24 protein-coding genes are annotated in these 24,569 nt (G+C 67.0%); 11 read left to right on the forward strand and 13 right to left on the reverse strand.

The window, feature by feature from the left end:
• Positions 1–65: 65 nt before the first annotated feature.
• The gene (locus tag F0U60_RS29325; protein WP_395804508.1) at positions 66–1,079 is read left to right on the forward strand and encodes an FAD:protein FMN transferase; all 1,014 of its coding nucleotides are present in this window, start codon (positions 66–68) and stop codon (positions 1,077–1,079) included.
• 23 nt (positions 1,080–1,102) lie between these two features.
• Here the strand turns inward: F0U60_RS29325 and F0U60_RS29330 are convergent, their stop codons facing one another.
• Together F0U60_RS29330 and F0U60_RS29335 are read right to left on the reverse strand one after the other, a co-directional pair.
• Positions 1,103–2,248 (reverse strand): hypothetical protein, encoded by a 1,146-nt coding sequence (locus F0U60_RS29330; protein WP_395804510.1) that lies wholly within the window; start codon positions 2,246–2,248, stop codon positions 1,103–1,105.
• Between the two features lie 97 nt (positions 2,249–2,345).
• Positions 2,346–2,819, reverse strand: a complete 474-nt coding sequence (locus F0U60_RS29335) for an Lrp/AsnC family transcriptional regulator (RefSeq protein ID WP_395804512.1) — start codon at positions 2,817–2,819, stop codon at positions 2,346–2,348.
• Between the two features lie 119 nt (positions 2,820–2,938).
• Here F0U60_RS29335 and F0U60_RS29340 point away from each other — a divergent pair, with 119 nt between their 5' ends.
• Positions 2,939–3,373, forward strand: coding sequence for a carboxymuconolactone decarboxylase family protein (locus F0U60_RS29340; protein ID WP_395804514.1), 435 nt, complete (start codon positions 2,939–2,941; stop codon positions 3,371–3,373).
• Positions 3,374–3,457: 84 nt separating this feature from the next.
• Entirely contained in the window at positions 3,458–4,165 is a 708-nt protein-coding gene (locus F0U60_RS29345) for a Coq4 family protein (protein WP_395804516.1), read from the forward strand.
• 25 nt (positions 4,166–4,190) lie between these two features.
• Here F0U60_RS29345 and F0U60_RS29350 read toward each other — a convergent pair whose 3' ends face one another.
• Together F0U60_RS29350 and F0U60_RS29355 are read right to left on the reverse strand one after the other, a co-directional pair.
• Positions 4,191–4,673 carry a universal stress protein gene (locus F0U60_RS29350; RefSeq protein WP_395804518.1) on the reverse strand — a complete coding sequence of 161 codons (483 nt, stop codon included), beginning with the start codon at positions 4,671–4,673 and terminating at the stop codon, positions 4,191–4,193.
• A gap of 149 nt (positions 4,674–4,822) precedes the next feature.
• The gene (locus tag F0U60_RS29355) at positions 4,823–5,317 is read right to left on the reverse strand and encodes a PaaI family thioesterase (protein ID WP_395804520.1); all 495 of its coding nucleotides are present in this window, start codon (positions 5,315–5,317) and stop codon (positions 4,823–4,825) included.
• Positions 5,318–5,610: 293 nt separating this feature from the next.
• Here F0U60_RS29355 and F0U60_RS29360 point away from each other — a divergent pair, with 293 nt between their 5' ends.
• On the forward strand, positions 5,611–6,171 hold the full coding sequence (locus F0U60_RS29360) for an EamA family transporter (RefSeq protein WP_395804522.1): 561 nt from the start codon (positions 5,611–5,613) through the stop codon (positions 6,169–6,171).
• Here the strand turns inward: F0U60_RS29360 and F0U60_RS29365 are convergent.
• Positions 6,111–6,539, reverse strand: coding sequence for an HNH endonuclease (locus tag F0U60_RS29365; RefSeq protein ID WP_395804524.1), 429 nt, complete (start codon positions 6,537–6,539; stop codon positions 6,111–6,113). The genes F0U60_RS29360 and F0U60_RS29365 overlap by 61 nt on opposite strands.
• Positions 6,540–6,625: 86 nt before the next feature.
• Between F0U60_RS29365 and F0U60_RS29370 the strand changes: the two genes are divergently transcribed.
• Positions 6,626–6,934 carry a hypothetical protein gene (locus F0U60_RS29370; RefSeq protein WP_395804526.1) on the forward strand — a complete coding sequence of 103 codons (309 nt, stop codon included), beginning with the start codon at positions 6,626–6,628 and terminating at the stop codon, positions 6,932–6,934.
• 53 nt (positions 6,935–6,987) lie between these two features.
• On the opposite strand, the gene F0U60_RS29375 is transcribed toward F0U60_RS29370, so the two are convergent.
• From F0U60_RS29375 to F0U60_RS29390, 4 genes are all read right to left on the reverse strand, one after another.
• Positions 6,988–7,401 carry a group 1 truncated hemoglobin gene (locus F0U60_RS29375; protein ID WP_395804528.1) on the reverse strand — a complete coding sequence of 138 codons (414 nt, stop codon included), beginning with the start codon at positions 7,399–7,401 and terminating at the stop codon, positions 6,988–6,990.
• 107 nt (positions 7,402–7,508) lie between these two features.
• Positions 7,509–9,020 (reverse strand): Y-family DNA polymerase, encoded by a 1,512-nt coding sequence (locus F0U60_RS29380; protein WP_395804530.1) that lies wholly within the window; start codon positions 9,018–9,020, stop codon positions 7,509–7,511.
• 21 nt (positions 9,021–9,041) lie between these two features.
• Positions 9,042–9,896 carry an ImuA family protein gene (locus F0U60_RS29385; RefSeq protein WP_395804532.1) on the reverse strand — a complete coding sequence of 285 codons (855 nt, stop codon included), beginning with the start codon at positions 9,894–9,896 and terminating at the stop codon, positions 9,042–9,044.
• Between the two features lie 190 nt (positions 9,897–10,086).
• Complete coding sequence (locus tag F0U60_RS29390; protein WP_395804534.1) at positions 10,087–11,301, reverse strand: VWA domain-containing protein; 1,215 nt, start codon at positions 11,299–11,301, stop codon at positions 10,087–10,089.
• Positions 11,302–11,566: 265 nt separating this feature from the next.
• Between F0U60_RS29390 and lon the strand changes: the two genes are divergently transcribed.
• The 3 genes from lon to F0U60_RS29405 all read left to right on the forward strand — a co-directional run bounded on the left by lon (position 11,567) and on the right by F0U60_RS29405 (position 16,070).
• On the forward strand, positions 11,567–14,044 hold the full coding sequence (gene lon, locus F0U60_RS29395; RefSeq protein WP_395825507.1) for an endopeptidase La: 2,478 nt from the start codon (positions 11,567–11,569) through the stop codon (positions 14,042–14,044).
• A 125-nt stretch (positions 14,045–14,169) separates the two neighbouring features.
• The gene (locus F0U60_RS29400; protein ID WP_395804536.1) at positions 14,170–15,093 is read left to right on the forward strand and encodes an N-acetylmuramoyl-L-alanine amidase; all 924 of its coding nucleotides are present in this window, start codon (positions 14,170–14,172) and stop codon (positions 15,091–15,093) included.
• Complete coding sequence (locus F0U60_RS29405; protein WP_395804538.1) at positions 15,090–16,070, forward strand: aldo/keto reductase; 981 nt, start codon at positions 15,090–15,092, stop codon at positions 16,068–16,070. The genes F0U60_RS29400 and F0U60_RS29405 overlap by 4 nt, the downstream gene beginning before the upstream one ends.
• A gap of 75 nt (positions 16,071–16,145) precedes the next feature.
• Here F0U60_RS29405 and F0U60_RS29410 read toward each other — a convergent pair whose 3' ends face one another.
• Positions 16,146–16,760, reverse strand: coding sequence for a pentapeptide repeat-containing protein (locus F0U60_RS29410; protein ID WP_395804540.1), 615 nt, complete (start codon positions 16,758–16,760; stop codon positions 16,146–16,148).
• Between the two features lie 234 nt (positions 16,761–16,994).
• Between F0U60_RS29410 and F0U60_RS29415 the strand changes: the two genes are divergently transcribed.
• The 3 genes from F0U60_RS29415 to F0U60_RS29425 are packed head-to-tail and all read left to right on the forward strand — an operon-like array spanning position 16,995 to position 19,487.
• Positions 16,995–17,453, forward strand: coding sequence for a hypothetical protein (locus F0U60_RS29415; RefSeq protein ID WP_395804542.1), 459 nt, complete (start codon positions 16,995–16,997; stop codon positions 17,451–17,453).
• Between the two features lie 18 nt (positions 17,454–17,471).
• Positions 17,472–19,001, forward strand: a complete 1,530-nt coding sequence (locus F0U60_RS29420; RefSeq protein ID WP_395804544.1) for a LysM peptidoglycan-binding domain-containing protein — start codon at positions 17,472–17,474, stop codon at positions 18,999–19,001.
• A gap of 24 nt (positions 19,002–19,025) precedes the next feature.
• Entirely contained in the window at positions 19,026–19,487 is a 462-nt protein-coding gene (locus tag F0U60_RS29425) for a hypothetical protein (protein WP_395804546.1), read from the forward strand.
• 21 nt (positions 19,488–19,508) lie between these two features.
• On the opposite strand, the gene F0U60_RS29430 is transcribed toward F0U60_RS29425, so the two are convergent.
• The 3 genes from F0U60_RS29430 to F0U60_RS29440 all read right to left on the reverse strand — a co-directional run bounded on the left by F0U60_RS29430 (position 19,509) and on the right by F0U60_RS29440 (position 24,358).
• A complete protein-coding gene (locus tag F0U60_RS29430; protein ID WP_395804548.1) occupies positions 19,509–21,974 on the reverse strand; it encodes a type VI secretion system Vgr family protein in 2,466 nt (821 codons plus the stop codon).
• Between the two features lie 96 nt (positions 21,975–22,070).
• Complete coding sequence (locus tag F0U60_RS29435) at positions 22,071–23,042, reverse strand: FHA domain-containing protein (RefSeq protein ID WP_395804550.1); 972 nt, start codon at positions 23,040–23,042, stop codon at positions 22,071–22,073.
• Complete coding sequence (locus F0U60_RS29440; RefSeq protein WP_395804552.1) at positions 23,030–24,358, reverse strand: trypsin-like peptidase domain-containing protein; 1,329 nt, start codon at positions 24,356–24,358, stop codon at positions 23,030–23,032. The genes F0U60_RS29435 and F0U60_RS29440 overlap by 13 nt, the downstream gene beginning before the upstream one ends.
• Positions 24,359–24,569 lie beyond the last annotated feature (211 nt).

Raw genomic sequence — 24,569 nt, forward strand, 5'->3', positions numbered from 1 at the left:
GCCACGCGGTCAAGCTGAGGGGGGGCACTGGTGCAGCAACGCTTCTCATGTGACAGAGGACCCCCATGATGCTGAGTGCCCTGCTCGTGATCCTGGCCGCTGCACCCGCGCCACAAGTCCGCACCGAGACGCGCCCGATGATGGGAACGACGGTGACGGTGACGCTGGTGGGAGGCACGCCGAAGAAGGCGCGCGAAGGCTTCGACGCGGCCTTCAGCGCCTTCGAGCGCGTTAACCAGGTGATGAACGAGTGGCGCCCGGACAGCGAGCTGTCGGCGGTGAACCGCAAGGCAGGAGACGGGGAGTTCGTGGCCATCCCCGAAGACCTGTGCGCGGCGCTGCGGCGTGGAGTGCAGGGAGCAGAGCAGACGGGAGGGCTGTTCGATCCAACGTGGGCAGCGCTGCGAGGGATGTGGCGCTTCGGGACGGACCTGACCCCTGCCCTGCCGGATGAGGCGGAGGTGAAGAAGCGGTGCGCGCTCATCTCGTACAAGGACCTGGAGTTCGCTCCGTCAACGAACGGTGGGGAGCGCGGGTGCCAGGTGCGACTGAAGCGAGCGGGGATGCAGCTCGGGCTGGGCGGGCTGGCGAAGGGCTGGGGAGTGGACCAGGCGGTGAAGAAGCTGCGAGGGCTCGGCTTCAAGAACTTCTTCGTGCAAGCCGGAGGAGACTTCTACGCGGCAGGGAAGAAGGCGGGCCACCCGTGGAAGGTGGGCATTCGGAACCCACGCGGCGAGCCCTACAGCATCTTCGCGGTGCTCGAGGTCTCCGACGCGGCGTTCTCGACCAGCGGGGACTACGAGAACTTCTTCGTCCTGGACGGCAAGCGCTACCACCACATCATCGATCCACGGACGTGCTACCCGGCAACAGCCTCACGCTCGGCGACCGTTCTCGCGCCAAGCGCCGTGGACGCGGAGGTACTGACGAAGTCCGTGTTCATCCTCGGAGGCCAAGAGGGGCTGGCGCTCGCGGAGAAACACGGCGCCTCCGCCGTGGTGGTGACAGCGGACAATCAGGTGCGGGTGTCGCCCGGGCTGGAGAAGAAGCTGAAGCGACTGGAAGCGCCCACTCCCTGAGCGCCCCACCTCAGCAGGCAGCCTCAGCCCACGCGGAGGAACTTCACGAACTCGATGAAGAGCTGCCCAGGGTGGTCTCGCCACACCACGGGATGGATCGCCAGGGCCCAGAGGAGCCAGGCGCCTCGGGCCAGCGAGACCTCGCCCTTGAAGGACTCATCGCGCAGCGCCCCGATGAAATAAGGCACGGCCAGCACGATCGCCCCGTGCCACCAGAAGTTCTGCAGCTCCACGAATGCCAGCGCCACCACGAGCCCCTGTGCCGCCAGCGCCAGCCACTGCCGGAACACCATCAGCACGCCAGCCAGCGCCAACGACGCGATGACCACGACCCCCATGGCGTTCGGATGGGAGAGGACGCGCAGGGCCTTCTCGCGGAACGCCTGAGTCGCGGGGTACATCAGCACGAAGGACACCAGCCCGAGGACCACCACCCCTGCCGTCACCGCCAGCTTGGGGGCGAAGTGGCGAATCCGGGCTCGCTCCTTCCAACACTGGTGCAGGGCCAGCACCCCCAGCGGGGCGAAGACGACCGCTCGGAAGTGAAGGAAGGCCGCGGCGGCCAACCAGAGAAGCGCCACGTCAGGCTTGCGCCGCCGCCAGGCGACGAGGGCCGCCAGCCCCGCCCCCACGAAGGCGGAGTCAAAGAACCCCTGCAACCCCATTTGCGCCAGAATCAGCCAGGTGAGCCCGAGCGTGGCCGCGCGCGAGCCTCGCGGCAGGACCACGAGAGCCTGGACCGCCTGATGAAAGGCCCACGCTGTGAGCGCCAGGATGTAGAGCAGCGACACGACAGCGAAGCCGTGGAACGACAGCCCGACGAACCGCCCTACCAACGTGAGGGGCAGGAACAGCACCATCACCCCCGGTGGGTAGGCGAAGCCCGGCATGTCGCCCCAGGCCTCCACAGGGTACGGCCAGCCCGTGCCGCCGCGGACCTCCGCGAAGGGCCGCGTGTAGATCTCCAAGCCTCTGAAGAACGCGACCCACGTGGCGAACGAGTGGTGCAGGTGGTCGGTGTACCAGCTCGACAGATCGGCGAAGCGGCTCTGGTTGAAGAGCGGCACCCAGGCCAGGGTGACGAAGAACAGGAGCCCTGCATTCCGAATCCCCCAGCGCACCGAGGGCGGCAGGTCAGCGTATTCGTCTGTCAGGGAGTCGGTGGGCATAAGGAATCCAGCGCGTGTCGTGGCGAGCCGCTCCATGCTGCCGTCAGTCCGCGAGTCAGGCCAGCGTGCTCTGAAGAGCGCCTGCCCTGTCCTCTCCTCAGCGGCGCGAGACCATGCGGTACGGCACGGGCGTGGAGAGTACGACGGAGGTGACCGTCTGGCCGTACGGGCGGAGCCGATCGATGACGGTCTCGAGGTGCGCCATATCCGGGAGCGCCACCTTGAGCACGAAGCACTCGTTGCCCGTCACCCGATGGCACTCGTGCACCTCGGGCATGGCGTCGAGCACTTCCAGGACTTCCTCCACGCGGCGGCTCGGTGTGGTGGTGAGCCGGATGAAGGCCAGCACGGGCAAGCCCACGCTCGGCAGATGAATCTGGACCCTGTAGCCCGTGATGACGCCCGCCTCCTCCAGGCGCCGCATCCGCTCGGACACCGCCGGCGCGCTCAGGCCCACCCGCCGCCCCAGCTCGGCCAGACTGGCCCGTCCGTCATGCTCCAGCTCGCGCAGCAGCCTCCAGTCCGTCGCATCGAGCCCGCTTTCGTTTCGAAGCCGAACTGGCTCCGCCACCTTCGTTTCCGAGCGCCGGAGCGCCGTTCGACCTGGGTTCCTGCCTTCAATCCGCCGGGACACCTTCGCTACTTTGGCTCGCATCAGTGCAGCACCCTACACCCGATTGGAGCCACACCATGTCCCGACTCGCCCCCGGCCCTCACGGTCACACCCCGTTCGAGCAGCTGCTCGGCCACAACGCCCTCATCCTCGAGCGCTGGAGCGCGCTGGAGGAGGCCTTCTCCACGGCACCCGGTCTCCCGCCTCGTCTGAGGGAGGAGCTTCGCCGCACCCTGGCCTTCATCAATGGCTGCGCCTACTGCATGGCGAAGGGCGCCCCCGCCACCGAGCACCCGGACCCGAGAGAGGCCGCCGCTGTGGACTTCACCCGACAGGCCGCCAAGGACCCGCGAGCCGTCCCCGACGAAGCCTTCAACCGCCTCCGGGAGCACTTCACCGAGGCGCAGGTGTCGGAGCTGTGCGCCTATATCTCCTTCATCAGTGCCGCGCAGCGCCTGGGAGCCCTGCTCCAGCTGGAGCCTGTCTGCGAGTTGCCAGTCCACGGGGCGTAAGGGCGCAGTGCCTTGAAGCCTGCCCAGGCAGGCATGACGACGAAGCACTGGCAAACAGGTACTTTCCTATGTAAAATACCTGCCATGCAAAGCCAGACCCCGACAAGCTTTCCCCCTCCCCCCGTCCTCCCCGAGAACCCCTCGCTGATCACCCGCCTACGGGCCGGCTTGCAGACCCTCAAGGTGCTGCAGGTCGCACCCACGAATCCAGCCTACGGCGCCGTGTTCTATGACAGCGTCGAGATTGGCAGATGCGAGGAGCTCGCCCACCAGTTCTCCCGCCATGCGGAGGGCCGCCGATTGCTCGCCGAGAAACCCTCGTTGAGTGCCGAGGAATTGGACCTGGAGGCGCTGGGAAAGCTGCCGCCGGGGACGTTTGGCTACGAGTTCGCGCGTTACTACCGGGAAAAGAACCTGCAGCCGATCGAGACGCTCAGCCCGCCGAAGAACGACGCCCAGTACATCGCGAAGCGTCTGCGTGAGACGCACGACTTCATCCATCTGGTGACGGGCTACAACATCGATGTCATGGGCGAGATGGAGTTGCAGGCGTTCACCCTGGGCAACCTCCACCTGCGCACGTCGCTGCTCATCCTCCTCAAGTCAGTGGGTTCTCTGTCCCAGCATATCCCTGACTTCGATACCGCTGTGTTTGCGCGGCGGATGTGGGCCGCGTTCCGGCGCGGCGCCGACTCCCGTCAGATCGCCAGCTTCCACTGGGAGGACCACTGGGAGACTCCGCTGGCACTGCTTTGCGAGCAGCTCGTCGCCCCCTCGGAGGTATGGAACTGAACTGGGCGCCCGCTCCCCAGAGTCCTCACCCCGCGGGCTGCGCCACCCTTTCCGGCTCGGCCCCGTGCACCGTCATCACCGGACACGAGGCCCGAGCCGAGACCTTCTGCGCGACGCTCCCCATCATGAGGCGGGCGAGCCCGGTACGTCCGTGAGTGCCCATCACCACCAGGTCATACCCGCGTTCCGCGGCGCGGAGGATGGCGTCGGCGGGGATGCCACGCTCGAGGTGGACCTGCAGCGGCACGGGGCCTGAGCGGTATGGCTCGGCCCAGTCGTGCAGGCGGTGCCCCGCCTGCGCGAGCCCGTACTTCTCCACCGAGACATCCTGCCAGCCGGGCATCATCATCAAGGCATCGGGAGCGACGTGCACAGGAGGCTCCCACACGTGGAGCAGCTCGACGGAGGCGCCCATTCGCTGGGCGAGGGAGAGGGCGTACTCCAGGGCCCTCCGCGAGTGCTCCGAGAAGTCGGTGGGAACCAGGATGCGGTGGATGGGCTGAGCCATGGCTTCCTCCTCGCGAGCAGACCCATCGCCCGCGTCGAACTCCCCATGCCTGGAACATGCACCGGGTGAAGCGGGGCCACCGCCGACCCCTCAGAATGGCGAAGCTGGCCGCATGCCAGGCATCCGGGCCCACGTGCATTTCGCCCGATTCAGCCTTCGCGGCCGTGCGCCGCCGCTTTCAGTTGCGCGGTATCGACGCGGACGAAGATCGAATCGCCCATCGCCGTCAGCACATCGCCGGCATGGACCTCACAGATGACCCGGCTCTTGCGGCCGACCTCTCCTTCGACACGCGCGCGAAGGGTGAGCGGCACCCCCATGGGCGTGGGTTTGATGAACTTGACGCCGAGGTTGCCGGTGACGCATTCGATCCGCGGCAGACTGCCAGGTTGGCGACCCTCGGCCCGGTAGTGGTAGGCCATGGCGGTCCAGTTCGAGTGACAATCGACCAGCATTGCGATCAGGCCTCCATACACCAGCTCGGGCCAACCACTGTATTGGGCCTCGGGGGTGTGCTGGGCCATGACGTGAATGCCGTCGTCATGCCAGTAGCTCTTGATGTGTAGACCATGCGGATTGTCGCAGCCACAGCCGTAACAGATGCCTTCTGGCGCGACGATTTCTTGCAGAGATGTGGTTTCCATGGATGGGCCCTCGCCTGGCTCGAAGAGGGGGAGACTATCGGCTTTTTTCGAGGCCGTGGAATCCAGGATTGACGCAAGCGCCGGCTCACGCCCGGACCCTCCTGGCAGCCGGATTGCGCGGTTGCGTCATGGTCGACATCCGCCATTAACTCGGCTGCCACCAGGACGCCCCCATCCTTTTGAACCCCGGCTGAGGCGCAGCTGCTCATGAGCCCACATCGCCCCCACTCCTGCTCCGTGGCGAGCCAGACCCACCTCGCGGCCGAGCGTCTGGCAGGTCCGGCGGACGCCGTATGACGCTCGCCCTCGCTTCGCCGGGAGCCCGCAGGTGGGCGGCACGACTGCAGTTGCTCGGCTCGGACGTGGCCTTCGCCCTGATGGCGGTGCTGGCGCGTCGGCTGTCGCGCCCGGACGCGGGTTTCGACGCGGGGCAGCTCACCGTGGTGCGCTTCGTGGTGGGCGTGCTGGTGAGCCTCGTCGTCTTCTGGCTGCGACCCGGCCTCTACCGTCCCGTCAATTACCGGCTGCTCATCACGCGCGGGCTGTCGGGAGGCGTGGTGGTGGTGCTCTACTTCACTGCGCTCGAGCGCATCCCCACAGGCGAGGCGAGCCTCCTCTACAACCTCTTCCCCGTCATCGCCACGGTGATGTCCTTCTTCACCTTCGGCGAGCGGCCCACCCCGCACCTGCTGGGCGCGGTGTTGCTGGCCACCGCGGGTGTAGCGTTGTCAGCACTGGGACTCGTGGGCGTGCTACTGGGGGTGGCAGGCGTCGCGTACGGGACGGCCTTCGGTCATCGGCCACGCAACGAGCAGCGCGTATCGCCGCGCTCGGCCACGCCCGAAGAACACTGAGCGCGCCCAACATCTGCGCTCCTGGGACATGGGGGTGCCCGCCGACTGGGGCTCAGCAGCAGCCCGTTGTGGCCGTCCAACCGCTCCTGGTTGGAGCTGTGCCGCCACGGCTTGATGTGGCTGGCCACGAGGAAGTTGGGGACAGCCACGCCGGTAATCCGGCAGGCCCTCTCCACCTTCGACACGTTCTCTCGGAAGATGCCCTGGCCCCGGCGCGCCTTCACGAGCGCAGCTCGCTCCGTCTCCGGCACCTCCGTCTGCGCCTGAATCTCCGCCTCTTCCCGCTCCTCCCACTCGTCGAGCACCTGCGCCTCACGCACGGCAAGCGTCGCGGCCGGCCGGGCGAGTTCCTCGACGGGAACCTGCACCCCATCAGCGTTCTGCAGCCCCCGTGGAGGAGAGGTGCCCTAAACCTGCGTTGGCAAACGGCCAGCGTTGCAAGCACACTACGGTCGTGTCGGATGAACCGTATCTCGAAGAGGAATCAATGACAAAGATAGTGGTGCTCGGGGTGTCGAGTAGGACGGGGACTATACACAAACTAGAGCCCATGAAGGGACGTGGCCAATTTCAGCTCACAGCTCCCAATCTAACTTCCGACGAAAGGAAGCGTGAAGCCAACTACACATGGGTCGATACCATCGAGGAAGCTGCCGAGCTAATAGAGGAGCATGGCTACTACGCTCGTATGACCAATATTGAGACTGACGGCGCTCCAGACATCATAGCTAACGAATTTATCAAGGTGTTTCGGCTGCCCTAGTCCTGGCTCCAGTGTCCCCGACGGGATTCGAACCCGTCGGGGACGAAACAGACTCAGCTGGCCTTGGCCACCGGGCGCTCCACTACGATGTCCGGGCGAGTGCTGCCTACAATCGCGAAGAGTTCCTGCTGCTCGGCGGCCGGGACGTTGTACTGATCCAACACCGCCTTGAAGTGGGCCGCGAACACCTCCCACTCGGCGGCGGAGATGTTCAGGTGACTGTGCGACTCCAGCATCGAGCGCCCCGTGTAGCGCTGGGGACCGCCCGTCACCTGGCCCACCATCTCCGTGACCAGGTACTTGAAGCCGGCCTTGGACACGCGGTGGTGCGCCTCGTCCACCAGCGGGTTCGCGTTCAGCGTGGGGTCGACCATGATGCGGTCGATGAAGGTGTCCACCACCGCGGCGATGGCATAGATGCCCCCCAGCCGCTCGTACAGCGACGGCTTCTTCGATTCAGTGCTCATGTCCGGCTCCAAGTAGGGCCCGTGGGTGCATCCCTCGGGCCCCAAACCGAGACATTAGGGCAGTTCTCCCTGGCCCAGGATGGTCGCCACCTGGGCGAGCAACAGCCTCAGTCGAAGAGGCCCTGCAGGTAGAAGCGGCCGTCCCGCGCGTCCCGGAACACCCACGCCTGCCCCAGCCCCTCGAAATGCACCCGGTAGTAGTCCCGGCTGTACGGGCGCTCGTCCCACCAATCACCGCTCAGCCGCTCCGGGCCCACCAACGCCGTCACCCGCCGCTTGCGTCCCCCGAGCCTCGCCGCCAACAACTCCCCCGAGGCTGTCATCTCCACGTCGATCGTCGTCGGCGACCCCAACATCCGCGAGGGCCGCTCGTGCAGCACCTCGGGCACCGGCTCCGCCGCCTCCACCGACTGGAGCAGTTCGCCCTCCAGACCCCGGCGCATCGGTGGTGGCCGGAAGGTCCGCGCCGCATACGCGTCCTCCGGACGGTGCGTGTCCTCCAGCGAGGCCATGAAGAGCGAGTCCTCGCCCAGCGCCGTCGCCAACCGCGAGAGCACCACCTCCAACGCCGCGTCTCCCGCGGGCGCATCCCCCAGCGAGAGTTGCTGGCCCCGGTCCTCGCAGTCCTCCTCCACCCGGAGGATCAGCCCCGCCACCGGCCCCTCGAGCCGCACGTCCGACAGCCGGTGTCTCGTCAGGTCCAACAGCATCTTCGACTGCGCCGTCGGCCTCGCCAGGGTGAGCGGCACCACCGCCTGTCCCGAAGGGTCCAACTTCAACGTGAGGTTCAGCCGCACCGCCGCGCGGCGCCGTCCCCCCAGCCGTCCGCAGAGCCGGTCCAGCACCGTCTTGAGCGCGAACTGGAGCGGCTCCAACGACTCGGCCGGCCACTCCAGCGTCAGCCGCTCCTCCAGCACCTCCTCCAACACCTCGGCGATGAAGGGCGTCTCATCCCCACCCCGGCAGCGCGCGTGCGCCCGCATACCCGCGGAGCCGCCTCGGGCTGTCACGGCCCCCACGGGCAGCGCCGCCACCTCGCCCAGCGTGGTCAGCCCGAGCGCCGCGAACGCCGTCTGCTCCGGGCCCTCCAGGGCACTCAATGGCAATGGGGCCAGCGCCTGCGCGCTCTCCCCTTCCGGCACCACGTCCATCCGCCGCGCCCCATACCGGGCCAGCGTCCGCGCGGTGAACTTGTCGGAGGCCACCACCACCCGCCCCCGCCAGCCCAACTCCGAGCACAGGGCCAGCACCTTCGCGCACAGCCCCTCCTCCCCCTTCACCAGGTTCGCCGCCCCTGCGTCGAACCACAGCCCATCCGGCTCCGACAGCTGGAAGCCCGGGGCCAGCGCCATCAGCATCTCGCCGATTCCCACCAGCGCCCGTCGCTCCTCCTCGGGCCGGTACGGGAAGTGCCGCAGCGACGGCTCCAGCGCGTTCGCCGCAGTGAGCGTCATCCCCGGCCGCACGCCGGCCTTCAGCGCGCTCGTGGACGCGCACGCCACCCGCTGCTGACCCCGCACCTCCTCCACCAACACGAAGGGCTTGCCCGCAAGCTCCGGCAGCTCGATGACCTTGCGCTGCACCGGGAAGCGCGAAAAGTGCAGATACCCCAATCGCATGTCCGTACCCCTCCCCTCGCCTCAGTGCAGGGCAGAACCCGCGTCCAGGCTCGGACGCAACGACGGCATCGGCGCGTCCCGCCCCGGACGCTGACCTAGGATTCCCCGGTGTCCCTCTCGCGGGGCCCTCTCCTGCTCGAGCTCCGGCACCGTCACGCCCTCAGTTGGCAGCAGCTCCGAGCCCCATGGGGACTCCGCGTCGGCCAGCGCCGGATGGAGCGCCCGCCAGGGAACCAGTGCCCGCGAGCCAATCCCCCCCTGTCGGCTGCGCACCACCTCCACCGACAGACCCGAGTCACCGCGCGCCTCCGTGCGCAGGCGCATCATCCCGTCCGCTGGAGCTTCCGGCGCAGTCAGCAGCAGCAGCAGGCTCCCCCCTCGCCCCGCCGCGTCCATCAGCCGCTTACCTTCCGCCGGAGACAGCCTCACGCCCCCCTCGGCCTTGCCTGCCGGGCCCCGCGTCAAATCCAGCACCACGCATGCGAACGCCCCGCTCCGCACGAGCTGTACTGCCGACCACGCGAGCTGCTCCGCCGTCTTGGGTCGAACGATCAGCAGCCGGGACGGATCCACCCCCGCGGCCACCGCCGCCGGCGGGTAGAGCTCCCCCGGTCCGTCCACGTACGCGCACAGCCGGCCTTCCCGGTGCGCCGACGCCACCGCCCTCAGCGCCAGGCTCGTCCGCCCTGAGGCTGCCTCGCCCCACAGCTCCACCACCTGACCCAACGGCAGCCCGCCCCCTGGCAGCAGCGCATCGAAGGCCTCCACCCCCGTGCGCAGCGCCGCCAGGTACTTGCGCGGCGCCGCCTGCAACCGGCGGATCTGCTCTCTCAGCGCCTCGACCGTCACCGACAGCTTCTCAGCCGCCCCACTCATCACGACCCCTCGTCAGACACTGGACCTGAAAACGGGTTCAGTATGCCGAGCGATCTGACATGCGCCAGGAAATGTTGCTTGATGGGCGGGCGGGTTGCCCTTTTGGGCCATGGACCCGGGTGGGTGCGCAGGCGGGGCTACATACCCTCACCCCGACCCTCTCCCAGAGGGAGAGGGAGGAGAGGAGAGGTTAGTTGGCGCAGAGCAGCTTCACTTCGATCTTCTTGTCGGTCGGCATCCTCGCACACGAGGACTGGAAGAACAGGCGCGCCGGCAGTTGCTCGGTGGACGGCTCGTACGTCAGATCGCCCCCCGCCACGCTGCACGTCTGCACCGAGCCGTCCTCCCGCGTCACCAGCACCTGCACCAACCGCGGATCCGGCAGGTTCACCACCTCGATGCTCTGCGACGTCTTGGCCATTGTGGCGATGGACACCAGCGTGTCCCGGAAGCTCGGCCGGCAGATGGAGTCCAGGTTCTTCAGCCCTGAATCGAACAGCGACGCCATCTCCCTCTGACGAAACCCGGGCCCATAGGAGGTGGGACAATCCACGTTGCGCACGACCGGCCCCTCGGGCGCCGCCGTGTCCAGCACCAACCCGGCCCGCTTGTCCGACAGCGCCACGGGGCCGATTGTCGCCCACAGCACCTCGCGCGCTTTTCCTGTCCCATCCCGCAGGTTGCGCATGAGCTGGGCGTAGTCCCGCACCGGCGTCAGCTTCTCTGCCTCCTCGCTGCAGATGTCCCGGGTGGTTTCTCCCGTCAGCCGGACCGGCGGCGGCCGCTCGGTGGAGCTGCAATCCTCCTCGTCCGAGACCACCACCACCACCAGCCGGGAGCCATCCCGCAGGAAGCCCCCGTTGCCTCCGTCCGCGATCGCCGTCGTGGACAGGGGCGGCGTCACGGCCAGCCGCACCGCCTCGAGCGGGGACTCCTGGCCGCTGCCCTGGATGCCCTGCTGCACCAGCAGGCGGAACTTCTCCAGCAGGTCCGGGTCCGCCTCGTCCAGGTAGCGCTCGCCCGTGGGCCGGCCCGCTGCGTCCCTCACCGGCTGCAGCCGCCCGGCCTGATCGGGATAGTTGGTCACGAAGTCGTTGTTATCCAGGAACGCGCGCAGATAGACCGTCGTGGTGATGACCCCCACGCGGAAGTCCTGCTCCAGGCCGTTTCCCTGACGGAGCTCGTCCAGGAAGGCGGGGAGCTCCCGGGCGATGGCCTCCTGCTCATCCTTCATCGACCCCGAATTGTCGATGACGAAGAGCAGGTCCGTCTTCTGGGGTGAGATCACGGGGGCTTCCGCCTGGCAGCGCCCAGGTAGGTTGGAGCCAGGCTCCTCTACGGGTGAGGTACAGGCCGAGCCCCAAAGGGCCAGGGTCAACAGCGCGCTCGAACGAAGGGGATGCATCGAGGGTGTCTCCTGAAGGAAGGCGGCCCGGCGGAAAGCGCGCCGCGCCGCGACATAGGGGGGCCCATCTAACATGCCCCACCCCCGTAGGATGTGCGAGCAACCGTCCGGCAGCCGACTGCCAACACGAAAAACGCCGACCGCGTTTGCCATGTCCGTTTTGGTTGCTACGTTGAGTCAACTCCCACAGAAGATCGACAACTGGTACGCAGTTCAACCGGCCCGGACGCTGTCCGGCCGGGCTGGAAACCGAGGCACCGACTACATGTCCGACGACAAGAAGAAGGGTTCCGCCGCTGCAGCCATGCCGGCGGCCATGGCACCCCCGGGGATGATCAACAAGGAGGACATCCCGCAGGTCCTCCCCATTCTCCCCTTGCGCAATTCAGTTTTCTTTCCGGGCGGCGTGCTGCCGCTCGCGGTGGGGCGGCAGAAGACGATCGCCCTCATCAAGGACGCGGTCCGTGACGACCAGGTGATCGGCGTCGTCACCCAGCGCCGCGCTGAGGAGGAGGACCCGGGTGCGTCCGACCTCTACACCATGGGCACCGTCGCCCGCATCGTGAAGCTCCTGAAGATGGGCGAGGACAACTACTCGCTCGTCGTCCAGGGCCTGGCGCGCTTCCGCGTGCTCGACCTGGTCCAGGAGGCCCCCTACCTCAAGGCCCGCGTGGACGCCGTGGAGGACAGGACGTCCGCGGAGAACGTCGAGGTCGAGGCCCTGGGCATCAACCTCAAGAAGCTGGCCCGCGAGGTCATCGAGCTGATGCCGGAGCTGCCGGCCGCCGCGACCGAGCTGGTCGAGTCCATCACCCACCCCGGCCACCTGGCGGACCTCATCGCCGCCAACGTGGACGTGCCCATCGAGGAGAAGCAGGCCGTCCTCGAGACGGTGGACCTCAAGGCGCGGATGAAGCTCGTGCTCGAGCTGCTCAACCGCAAGCGCGAGATCCTCAAGCTCTCCAACAAGATCGACTCCGCCGTGAAGGGCGAGATGTCGAAGACCCAGCGCGAGTACTACCTGCGCCAGCAGCTCAAGGCGATCAAGGAAGAGCTCGGCGAGATGGGCGAGGAGGAGGAGGAGCTCGACGAGCTGCAGGAGCGCCTGAAGAAGGCCGGCCTGCCGCCCGACGTGGAGAAGGTGGCCAACAAGGAGCTCAACCGCCTGAAGACGATTCCGGCGGCCTCCAGCGAGTACACCGTCGCGCGCACCTACCTCGATTGGATCGCCGACCTGCCCTGGGCCAAGCTCAGCGAGGACAACCTCGACATCGAGAACGCGCGGCAGACGCTCGACAAGGACCACTACGGCATCAAGAAGGTGAAGAAGCGCATCCTGGAGTACCTGGCGGTGCGCAAGCTCAAGAACGACATGCGTGGGCCCATCCTCTGCCTGGTGGGGCCGCCGGGTGTCGGTAAGACGTCGCTGGGTCAGAGCATCGCCAAGGCGGTGGGCCGCAAGTTCGTGCGCCTGTCGCTCGGTGGCGTGCGTGACGAGGCGGAGATCCGTGGCCACCGGCGTACCTACGTCGGCGCGCTGCCGGGCCGGTTCATCCAGAGCATGAAGAAGGCCGGGACGAAGAACCCGGTGATGATGCTCGATGAGATCGACAAGCTCGGCGCGGACTTCCGCGGCGACCCGAGCGCGGCGCTTCTGGAGGTGCTGGATCCGGAGCAGAACAACACGTTCAGCGACCACTACCTGGACGTGCCGTTCGACCTGTCCAAGGTGCTCTTCATCGCCACGGCGAACCAGCTGGATCCGATCCCTGGCCCGCTCCGTGACCGTATGGAGATCATCGAGCTGTCCGGCTACACCTTCGAGGAGAAGCAGAGCATCGCGCGCATCCACCTGGTGCCCAAGCAGCTCAAGGAGCACGGGTTGAGCCCGGACCACATCACCATCACGGACGAGGCGTTGCTGACGCTGACGACCTCGTACACGCGTGAGGCCGGTGTGCGTAACCTGGAGCGCCGCATCGCGGACATCTGCCGCGCGGTGGCGGTCGAGGTGGCCGGCGGGAAGACCGACAAGCAGAACATCGATGGGAACCGGGTCAAGGAGATCCTCGGGCCCGAGATGTTCTACTCCGAGGTGGCCGAGCGCACGGAGGTTCCGGGCGTGGCCACGGGTCTGGCGTGGACCGCGGCGGGCGGCGACCTGCTCTTCATCGAGGCGACCAAGATGGCGGGCAAGGGCGGCATGACGCTCACCGGCCAGCTGGGCGACGTGATGAAGGAGAGCGCCACGGCGGCGCTGAGCTACCTGCGCAGCAAGGCGGAGGCGCTCGGCATCAACCCGAACTTCCTCGAGAAGACGGACCTGCACCTGCACTTCCCCGCGGGCTCCATCCCGAAGGACGGGCCTTCGGCGGGCGTGACGATCCTCACGGCGCTCACCAGCCTGCTGACGGGCGTCCGCGTGCGCGGCGACACGGCGATGACGGGCGAGGCGACGCTGCGTGGCCTGGTGCTGCCGGTGGGCGGCATCAAGGAGAAGGTGCTGGCGGCTCACCGCGCGGGCATCAAGCGCGTCATCCTCCCGGAGCGCTGCCGGAAGGACCTGCAGGACGTGCCGGAGCAGGCGAAGAACGACATCGAGTTCATCTTCGCCACCCGCATGGACGAGGTGCTCGACGCGGCGCTGGAGAAGTCGCCGTTCAAGACGCCGGTGGCTCCGCCCGAGGGTGGGGAGAAGACGGTTCCTCCCCAGCCCGAGCCGACCCCCGAGGTCCGCGCCTAGCGCTCTGAGGCAACGTTGAAGGATGATGGCGGGCAGGTTCCCTCGCGGGGACCTGCCCGTTGTCATTTCCCCTCCCCCCACCTTGTCCTGGGAACCCCAGGCCGTCGGCCGGGGTCCGAGGACACATGCCGAAGACGTCCACCTGGCCGCTGCTCCTCTCCCTGCTCCTGCTCGCCGCTGGATGCGAGGAACAGGCCCGGGCTGCCCCGCTCGCTCCCGAGCCCCACCCTACCCCCGCCGCCCTCCCGCTCCGCGAGCCCACCGTGGTGGCCCCACCCGTCTGGCCGGCTGCGAGCGCCCCGCTCACGGTGGCGCAGGTGGAGTTCCCCCAAGGCTTCGGACGCAAGCGCATCTACCTGGACGCGGGGCACGGCGCGCCGGGGAACACGGGGAACACGTCGGCCACCTGCGAGCAGGAGGAGTCCTTCACGCTGCGGGTCGCGGAGGATCTGGCGGGGCGACTGGAGGCCACGGGGCACTTCCAGGTGAAGCTGAGCCGGAAGTCGGGGCAACGGACCGCGTACCCGGACCGGCTCGAGGAGGCGAAGCGCTGGCGGGCGGAGCTCTTCTTGAGTCTTCACTCGGACGCGCGGGGCGAGACGAGCTGGTGGATGGCGGGGCCGGACCAGTGGTGCCTGCGAAACGACGCGGCCCCCGGGTACAGCGTGCTCTACGCGGACGACATCGACGAGCCCCTGCTGTCCCGGAGGTTGGCACTGGCCCGGGCACTGGCCCGGCGCATGGGTGAGGCGGGATTCCTCCCCTACGGAGGCGAGGACTACGTGGGCCTGTACGCGCCCGATCCCGAGCAACCGGGGACATTCGTGAGCCGGCACCTGCCGGGGCAGCGCATCTTCGTGCTGCGCAAGCCGCCCATGCCCTCGGTCATCATCGAGACGCACCACGCGCTGGACTTCGAGGAGGTGGCGCGCTGGCGTGAGGAGCGGACCCTGGAGGCCTTCGCCGCGGCGGTAGCGCAAGGAGTGGTGGACGCGCTGGCTCCCGCACGGGTAAGCGCCATTCCAACCAAAGGAGTGACCACCCGATGAAATACGTCAACCTGGGCCATACCGGACTGAAGGTGTCTCGCATCTGCCTGGGGTGCATGAGCTACGGCACCCCTACGTGGCGCCCGTGGGTGCTGGACGAGGAGGCCTCGCAGCCCTTCTTCCGCCGAGCGGTGGAAGCGGGCATCAACTTCTTCGACACCGCGAACATGTACTCACTCGGGGTGAGCGAGGAGGTCACCGGCCGCGCGCTGCGCAACTACGCGCGGATAGAGGAGGTGGTGATCGCCACCAAGGTCTACTTCCCCATGAACGACCGGCCCAACATGGGCGGACTGTCGCGCAAGAACGTGGTGCAGGCGTGCGAGGCGAGCCTGAGGCGGCTCGGGGTGGAGACGATCGACCTGTACCAGATCCATCGGATGGATCCGGAGACGCCGATGGAGGAGACGCTGTCCGCGTTGGATCTGCTCGTGCGGCAGGGAAAGGTTCGCTACATCGGTGCGAGCTCGTCCCAGGCGTGGAAGTTCGCCAAGGCGCTAAGCCTCTCCGAGCGCAACGGTTGGGCGCGCTTCGTGTCAATGCAGAACCACTACAACCTCCTCTACCGCGAGGAGGAGCGGGAGATGATGCCCCTGTGCGAGGCGGAGGGCATCGGCGTGATTCCGTGGTCCCCCCTGGCGCGCGGACTGCTCGCCGGCACGCGCAAGGCACTGGATGACAAGCAGTCCACGACACGCGCCAGCTCGGACGCGTACGCGTCGGCGCTCTACGACAACCCGCACGACTGGGACGTGGTGGAGGCGGTGAAGAAGGTGGCCTCGGCCAAGGGCCACACGCCCGCCGAGGTGTCCCTGGCGTGGCTGCTGTCCAAGCCCGCCGTGGTGGCCCCCATCATCGGCGCCACGAAGCTGGAGCACCTGGACGCGGCCATCCGCTCGGTAGACGTGACGCTCACCCCGGATGAGGTGAAAGCGCTCGAGGCGCCCTACCAGCCCCACGCCGTGCGCGGAATGTAGCCTCCTCCTGTGGCGGGAGCGGGCAGGATCTTCTCGCTCCGCCGCATCCGGGCGGCGCTGGCTCTGCCCGTGGCCTCACTTCGCGGCACCTGCTGCATTCAGCCAGTTCCGCAACGCCTCGCCCTCGAGTCTGGTCGGGGACTGCTCAGGGCCCAGCGAAATCCAGGATGCACGAATGGAGGCGAGATCCAATGCACCGCTCAACTCCTTACCGCCCAGCTGCGCTCCCGTGAGTTTGGCGCCCTCGAGGCTGGCCCCTTCCAGTTGAGCACCTCGCAAGCAAGTGGATTCCAGGTTGGCGTTGACGAGAAAAACGCCACGGAGATCAGCGCCGGAAAGGTCCGCGCCTTGGAGATCCGCCTCGTAGAAGCTCGCCCGTAGGGCATTGGCCTCACGCAGATTGGCCTTCCTCAGAGAGGCATAATCCAGATTGGCCTTGGTCATCTGGGCGCTAGAAAGATTGGCCTGGACGAAGGAGGCTGAGGCGAGATTTGCGCCGTGAAGCTTCGCCATGACCAGGTTTCCCCCATCGAAGCATGTGCCGGGGAGAACAGCCTCCGTGAGGTTTTCGGAACACAACTCCATCCCAGAGAGATCTCCATCCTGGAGCAGGATACGCTCGCCCTGCTTTCCCATTGACTCGAGCCACAAGGCATGTCGCTCCAGCTTGTCAGCAAGCTCCGTGTCCATGCTCACGTCCTTCTGGTTCGATTCACTCACGGGAACCATAGGACCCGGGACGAACGAGGTGAAAGCGCTCGAAGCGCCCTACCAGCCCCACGCCGTGCGCGGAATGTAGCCTCCTCATGCTCCGGCCTCTGGAGCCTGTTGTAGACTCGGAGGACTGGAGGAATCGCTCTGCTCCCCCTCGCGCCCACGGCTCTCCGAACCTTCCACATCCGCGGCCGAGCCACCGCGGCACTCATGGGATTGTTCTTGGCCACGGTGTGCGCCTGTCGTCGGCCCACGCCCGAGCCGGCCGCGGCGGCGCCCACGACGCCGGCTGCCGCCTCGAGGGCCACACCCGACGCCACGGCCCCCGTGCTCACCGTCGCGCGGTTCCGACAGCTGCAACCGGCTTCCGGCACACACACCCTCGAGGGCTACATCCGGAGGCTGGCGCCCTGCCCTCCCTGTCCCGCTGGGGCCGAGTGCAAGCCGTGCATGGGTGACCATCTCATCCTCTCGGACAAGCCCGGCCCCTTCGAAGGCTACGGCACGCTGGGAGAGCAGGAGCTCATCGTCTTCGCACCCTCGCGCGAAGACTTGAACAAGCTGGAAGAGGGGCAGCGGCGCCGGCTCACCGTGCGCGTCACGTCCAAACAGACCACCGCGCTCCCCCTCCACGATGTCGAACTCGTCACCATGGGGCCTCCACTCTGAGGCCTGGGGGGAAATGGCGTGAAGATCCACACTGTGCAGGAAGGAGAGAATCTAGAGAACATCGCGGGCGAGTATGGCTACGCGGACTGGTTGGAGCTCTACACCCATCCGGCGAACGCCGAGCTGCGCGCGAAGAAGCCCAGCCCGAGCCATATCGAACCAGGGGACACGCTCAAGGTGCCTCCACCGCCCTCCGCGTCCGCTCACAAGGTCGCCACGGGCGGGCCCGTCAAGGTCGTCATCGACAAGGTGCACCGGGGCCAGCTCTTCTGGAACCGGACCTGGAACTATGACGACTCGACCAAGCCCCTGGCCAAACCCGTCAAGGAGTTCCTCCCCGGTGCCAAGGTGGAGCTCCACATCCAGAAGAAGGGAGCGGCGGCGCTCTCGCTCCATGCCAGCGGCCATCTAAGCCGCAACGGGGAGTTCAGCTTCAAGAACGTGCCCGAGTGCACGCAGATGGCGCTGAAGATCTTCCTGGAGAACCGTGACCGGGTAACGCTCATCAAGGGCGCCTCCAACGTAGCCGCCGACGCGGACTTCGAGGTGAAGAGGGGTGCCGTCGTCTGGCACCAGCTCACGCTGGACATGTCCAAGGTCGCCAAGGCCGGCAATGACGCCAACTTCGGCGAGGTGGAGATCAAGAAGCCCCTCTTCGTCGACCTCTGCGACGCGTACAAATCCATCTGGACGGGGCACCTGCGCATCAAGGTGCTGACGGGCTACAACCTGCACCTGTGCGCGGTGAACTACCCGTCGACCACCACGTCGTACCACCGTGCGGGCGAGCTGTACCTGCTCAAGGATGACCTCAAGGACCGGTCCGTCATCCTCCATGAGTACGGCCACTTCATTGGCAACGAGGTGCTGGGCGGCCTGACCCACCCAGGCTACGGCTACAACGATGATGTCACGGGTCAGCACAGCCCGACGTCGAAGGAGCACTACGAGTCCGCGTGGAACGAAGCCCACGCGACCTTCCTGGCGTGCGTCATGCGCAGCTCTCCCATCTACCACGATGGCTACGACACCTTGTTGACCCTCAAGCTGGACACGGACAACACGAAGGTCGGCCCGCATTGCGAGAGCAGCATCCAGGACGCGCTGTGGCGCGTGCACGCGGTCCACAAGGTGGACTTCAAGACTGGCTTCTGGAAGGCGTTCACCACGCGCAGCAAGCGGACCGTCCGGACCATCTTCGACCTGTACGACAACTGGAAGGAGCTGAAGTGCCCGGGCCTGGACAAGCTCAAGGAGGCCTACGGCAAGTTCAACCTGGAGTACGGCTACCGCTACACGCAGCGCTTCGCGTTGGTGAAGGCTCCGCTGAAGTTCGACGCCAAGGCCAAGAAGTTCACCAAGCTCGACGAGCTCTACGATGCCTTCGGCAAGACGGGCGGCGGAACGCTGGCTGACTACAAGGAAGAGTTCTACAACCGCAACAAGCAGTTCAATGCCGGTTCGATACCCCGGGGCGCCACGTTGACGACCTGGACCCTGATCGACGGCATGTCTTACATCGTTCCAGAGCGTTTCAAGATCAGCTGAGCCTGCCCACCGGTGGAGGGAGTCATGGCGGATGCCAAGAACACTGAGAGCGCGGAGTTGCCCCTGTCGCTCCAGCGGGAGGACTTGAAGAAGCTGGAGATCTCCTACGGCTTCTATTCGAGCAAGATGGGGGCCGGAGTGCAGGAGATCCATCTGTTCGGAGACGGCCGCGTGCGGCTCAAGCGCACCCGCTCGTACGAGGCCGAGCCCGAGTACCGTGAGGGCTCGCTCGAGCCCCAGGCCTTGCTGCGGCTGCTGGAGCTGATGGACTACCAGGGGTTGATGGGGCTGGAGGACGAATATCCCTCCGAGGAGGATCCCACCGTGCGCCGCATCCTCACCCTCAGCTCACCCCGCGTGTCCAAGCGGGTCATCGTGAACGAGCCCGTGGTGCCCGAGTTCGAGCGCATCACGGGCGCGCTGCTGCTGACGGCGAGCCTGGCCACGCCCGAGGCCTTGATGAACCGCTTCTTCAAGAACCTGTAGGGCGCGGGGCGCCCGGCCCGCTCACGAGTCGATGAGGCGGAACGAGCCCTCACCGGAAGGAACGTCCTCGACCTGGGCCTTGCCGTTGGCATCGAGCTTACCCTTCTTCACGCTGCCATCCGGCAGGGTGAGCTCGAAAGACATGTTGGCCATGGGCTTGCCGTCGCTGCTCAGGACCTCCACGTCAACCGGACCGGGTGAGCCCTGGATGGCCTGGATGTCGGAGAGCTGGGTGGACTGGCTCTTCGAGGAGCCCGACCCGAGCATCTGGACTTTGGAGCCCTTGATCTTGATGTCCGAGCCATCGAGCGTCAGCACCTTGGGGTAGAGCTGCACCTTGCCGGACTTCTCGATGCTGAGGATGAGCTGCTCATTGACGATGAGGGAGAACTTGTCGGCCTTGAGCTCGAACGTCTTGGCGAGCCAGGACGTGGCCTCCGTGACACCCAGCTCGGACTTCTTCTTCACGTCCTCCTTCACATCCTTGCCGGTCACCCGAGAGAGCGCGCCCGCTATCTCCGACTGATGGTCGCCCTTGACCTTCACGTCCTTGTCCTTGGCGATCATCTCCTGGCGGCTGCCCTCGACGTACTCCGTGCTGACCCCAGCCACCTGGACGGTCTTCGCCGCGCCGACGGCCTCGTTGGAGGCCAGTGCTACGTTCACTACATAGCCGGCCCCAATGGTGAGTGCCTTGGCGGCGCCCACGCTCTCCGAGGCCGCCTGGGCAATGGACGCGCTGAGGTTCTTCGCCACGGTGATGGACTGATTGCCCTCCACGGACTCGTCGTGGCTGCCGGAGACCTGGGTATCGCGGTTGCCCTGCACCCTCAGCGTCTGGTTGCCCTCCACCAGGCTCGCGTCGTCCAGGTGCACGTGCAACCGCTGGTTGCCCTCGACGGTGCGCGAGCGATCCTTCTTCACCAACAGGTCCTCGTAGCCGCGCACCTGCTGGTCCTTGTCGTTCTCGGTGACGAGGTCCTCGTCCTTCTGGGCGTGGGTGAAGATCTCCTCCTCGCCGGCCGCGTCCTCAATGCGGAACTCGTTGAAGCCGTCGCTGCCCAGGCTGGAGGCGCTCTTGAGCGTGGACTTCGTCTTGTCGTCTGGCAGGGCGTATGGCGTCGGGTTGCCCCCGTTGTAGACGGTGCCAGCGATGAGGGGCCGATCGGGGTTGCCCTCGAGAAAGCGCACCACCACTTCCTGGCCGATGCGTGGCAGGTACAACGCACCCCAGGCTGGACCGCCCCACGTCTGGCTCACGCGCACCCAGCACGAGGACTTGTCGTCCCGCAGGCCCTCTCGGTCCCAGTGGAACTGCACCTTGATGCGTCCGTGCTCGTCCGTGTGGATTTCCTCTCCCGAGGGCCCCACCACCGTCGCCGTCTGCAACCCGGTGAGGTGTGGCACAGGGGTCGTCCGCCTCGGCCGGAAGGGGACGCTGGCCGGCATGCACTTGAAGTGGTTGCGGTACAGCTTGCCCAGCGCCTCGCGACTCCCTCGCGTCTCCGGCTGCCGACCCGAGTGCACCACCTCCACCGCCACATACTCCCCGGCGTGCGTGCCCTCGTCCTCCACCTCGAAGCGGTAGCCCACCGTCAGCCGGGGGCACACGCCCTCGCCCTCGAGCGTACGCGCCGCTTGCACCGCCTCCTCCAGGCGGACCTTCGCCGCGCCCTTGCCCACCGCAGGCGCCACGTACTCGCCCGGGTAGTCGTACACCTCCAGCGCGTCCTGCCCGTTGCTGGAGTCCTCCGTCCTGCCCGACACGTCCACCGCGGGCTTCTCGAAGTCGAAGTCCTTGAGGTGCACCTTGCCCGGCCGCAACCGGTGCACCCGCTGCAGCGAGGACACGTACTCCGAGTCCTCCGCCTGCCCCGCGTTCTCCCGCAGTGGCAACTTCGCTCCACCCGGGAGGGCCTCGTGCACGTTGGGCTTGTCACCCATCACCAGCACATGCCCTCCGTCGGTGTGCTCGAAGAAGTAGAAGATCCCCTCCCACTCCATCAGCCGGCTGACGAAGGCGAAGTCCGTCTCCCGGTACTGGGTGCAGTACTCGCGCGCCTCGTAGCTGCCGCTCAGCGACAGCTTCACCTGCACGCCCCCTTCCTCCAGCACCGCTTTGACAATCTGCGGCACTGTCTTGCTCTGGAAGATGCGGCTGCGCTTCACCTGGCTCAGCCACCACGCCTGGGGAACCACCCACGCCCTGTAGCGCCAGCGCCCCCCCTCCTTGCCCAGAGAGTCCAGCGCCCGCACCCGTCCGTGCACATGGCGCGTCTTGTCCCCGGGTAACCGCACCGTCAGCAGCGCCTCGGTCCCGAGCAACTCCTTCGCGTCCAGCGGCGCGTCTTCCAGCGGGTGGAAGTCCACCTGGAACTCGAAGAGGCTGCTCAGCCCCTCCCGTCCCGTGAAGCCACTGACGACCAAGACCTCCGGCTCCTGCGAGCCGATTCGAAGCAAAAAGGCAGGTTGCGTGGGCGCTCCCATTGCTGCCCCCCCTCAATCAGTCAGCGCAATCCGAGGAGGATACCAGACTCGGCGGCCTCCCACAGCCACCGACGAGCGCTTCTTGGGACTACTCCTTCAGGACTTCTCCTTCGCGAGCGCGTCCACGTCCTCCTGGAGCTCCTTCGTTTCCTCGAAGAAGGCATCCACCGACTTCGCGGGCGCTACCCGGAACGCCGGTGGCAGCAGCGTGCGATCGAACTCCAGCGAGGACGAGAAGTCCTCCTCGCCCAGCAGCGAGTCCGCCTGCGTCAGGGCCCCGAGGCACACCAGGCTCACCGCCAGCAGCGTCGCGAGCCGCCTCGGCTCCGCGCGCGTCACGTAGCGCAGGTGCCAGAAGAGCACGAACCCCATCCACCCCAGGAACCCCAGCAGGTTCAGCCACCGCATCCACGACCCCAGCCCCAGGCTGTACTTCACCAGGCCCAGCAACAGCGGCATCGTCAGCAGCCCCAATAGCCCAAGGCTCCCGATGGTGCCGTGCGCCCCGAAGTGGAACTGCCGCCGCGCCACCTTGTTGGCCACGGACCAGAGCCCCGCCCAGGCGAAGGTCGCGAACACCGGCGCCACCACCGCCAGCGCCAGCATGCCCCAGTCCGTCTTCTGGTAGTTCGTCTGGTACTCGTAGAAGAGGAAGGTCGCCACCGCCACGGCCAACATCACCGGGAAGGCGAAGGGCCGCTCGAAGAGGCGGCGCCGAGGCGCCATCTGCATCGACGTGACGAGCGTGTCCTCCACCTTGTACGCCCGGCTGCGAAACCGCAGCACCGTGTCACCCACCGCCACCCGCGCGTCGTTCGAGAGCTCCAGCTCCGCCAGCCGTGCCCACGGCTCCACCCGGAACGTGCCGTTCTGGCTGCCCACGTCCCGCAGCACCAGCTTCCCCTCTTCGGTGCGCTCGATGCGCAGGTGCGAGGCCGACACCTTCGGATCGTCCAGGATGACGTCGTTGGTGTACCCGCGCCCCACTGTCACCGGGAAGCGCTCCAACCGGTGCCGCGCGTGCACCCCGTCCCCCTCCAGCACCTCCAGGAAGATCACTTCGTCCACGCGAGCGCCTCCAGGTAGCGGCGCGCGATGGCGCGTGCGTTGTCCGCGGAGAAGCCCGCCAGATCCAAGGCCGTCTGCACCCCCGAGGTGTTCGCGTTGAGCGTCGCCGCTCGGAGCGACAAGTCATAGAGTCCGGGGAACTTCTTGTAGGCCCGCAGGCACAGTGCCGCACGCACCGGCATGCCGCCTACCTTCACGAACTCCTCTCGGCAGCGGAAGTTCGTCACGTCCTCCTTCGCTGCGTCCAGGCCGCTCGGCTCATTGCCGAAGGTGGCCGCGTAGAGCGAGGAGAAGCGCAGTGCCCCGAGCTGGTCGCTCGACACGTAGGCATGGTCATAGGCCACCACGCCCGTGCGGTGATCCGAGCTCAGGTAGAGATCCTCCTCGGACGAGCACTGATGGCTGGTGATGGTGTACGGGTTCTCCGGCTCGTGCGGGGTGTCCCCCCAGCACTTGAGGAACGGCAGCCACCGGCCGGGCACCTGGTAGTCCCCGAGCCGCTGGGTCGGCAGAGGCGCGGCCAACAGGCGCTCGGTGATGCGCTTCTGGTTGTCCAGCAACTGCGCGCCCACCAGGGCCAGGAGCGCTGGAGGACTGCCCTCCTTCGCCTGCCGCGCCCGCTCCAGCAACACGCGGGCATGCGTTACCGGCACCAGGAAGCCAAGCTGGTTGCCCATCGTGGCCACGTTGACGCCCACCACCCGGCCCTCGCCCGTCACCGCGGGACCCCCGCTCATGCCGGGGTTGATGGCACCGCTGAAGTGCACCTTGTCATAGAGGGCGTCCTGGATGAGCCCGTTGTAGGTGCCCTCGACAATGGTGGTGCCCAGGTCATGCGGGTTGCCCATGGCGTACAGCCGCGTGCCCTGCGGAGGCTCCTTCGCCGCCAGCTCGAACCAGTCCTTCACCGGCCCGTCCTGCTGGATGACGGCCAGATCGTGCACCACGTCCACATCCACCACTCGGACCGACACCGCCTCCTGTTCCTTCCCCTCGCGGACCAGCTCGGCCGAGTAGTCCTCCGGGTGGTGAACGATGCTGGAGATGACGTGGTAGTTGGTGATGGCGTGTCCCTCGGCGCTCACGAAGAACGCCGAGCCGATGGAGGACCGGGTGCCACTGCGCCGCTCGATGATGCGCACCTGGGCCACTCGCCCCTTGATGCGCTCGAAGAGCTCGTGGGTGGCCGGGGGCAGCGTGGCCACGGGCAGCGGAGGGACAACGTCCGCCGTGCCCGCGTCCGGAGGAGCCTCCTCCTCTTCATCAGGGAGATCCGGGACCTGGGCCAGCGCGGCAAGAAGGAGAAGCGTCACCATGTGGGGCACACACTAACCTGCATCTTCATCCCTCTGGATGTCCGACATGATCCACCCTCGCCGCCGCCCCCCATTCGTTTCCAGAGCGGAACGGGCAGGCAGCTAGTACGGAAAAACACGGAAGGGGTGTAACATCTGGTATCCGGCGGGCAGGCAACCAGGGGCTTTCCCCAAGCAGGTTGCCGCAGTCCCCGGGTGACATCCGTGCCCC

The organism is Archangium minus, assembly GCF_044360475.1.
In the GTDB taxonomy this organism is placed as follows: domain Bacteria; phylum Myxococcota; class Myxococcia; order Myxococcales; family Myxococcaceae; genus Archangium; species Archangium minus.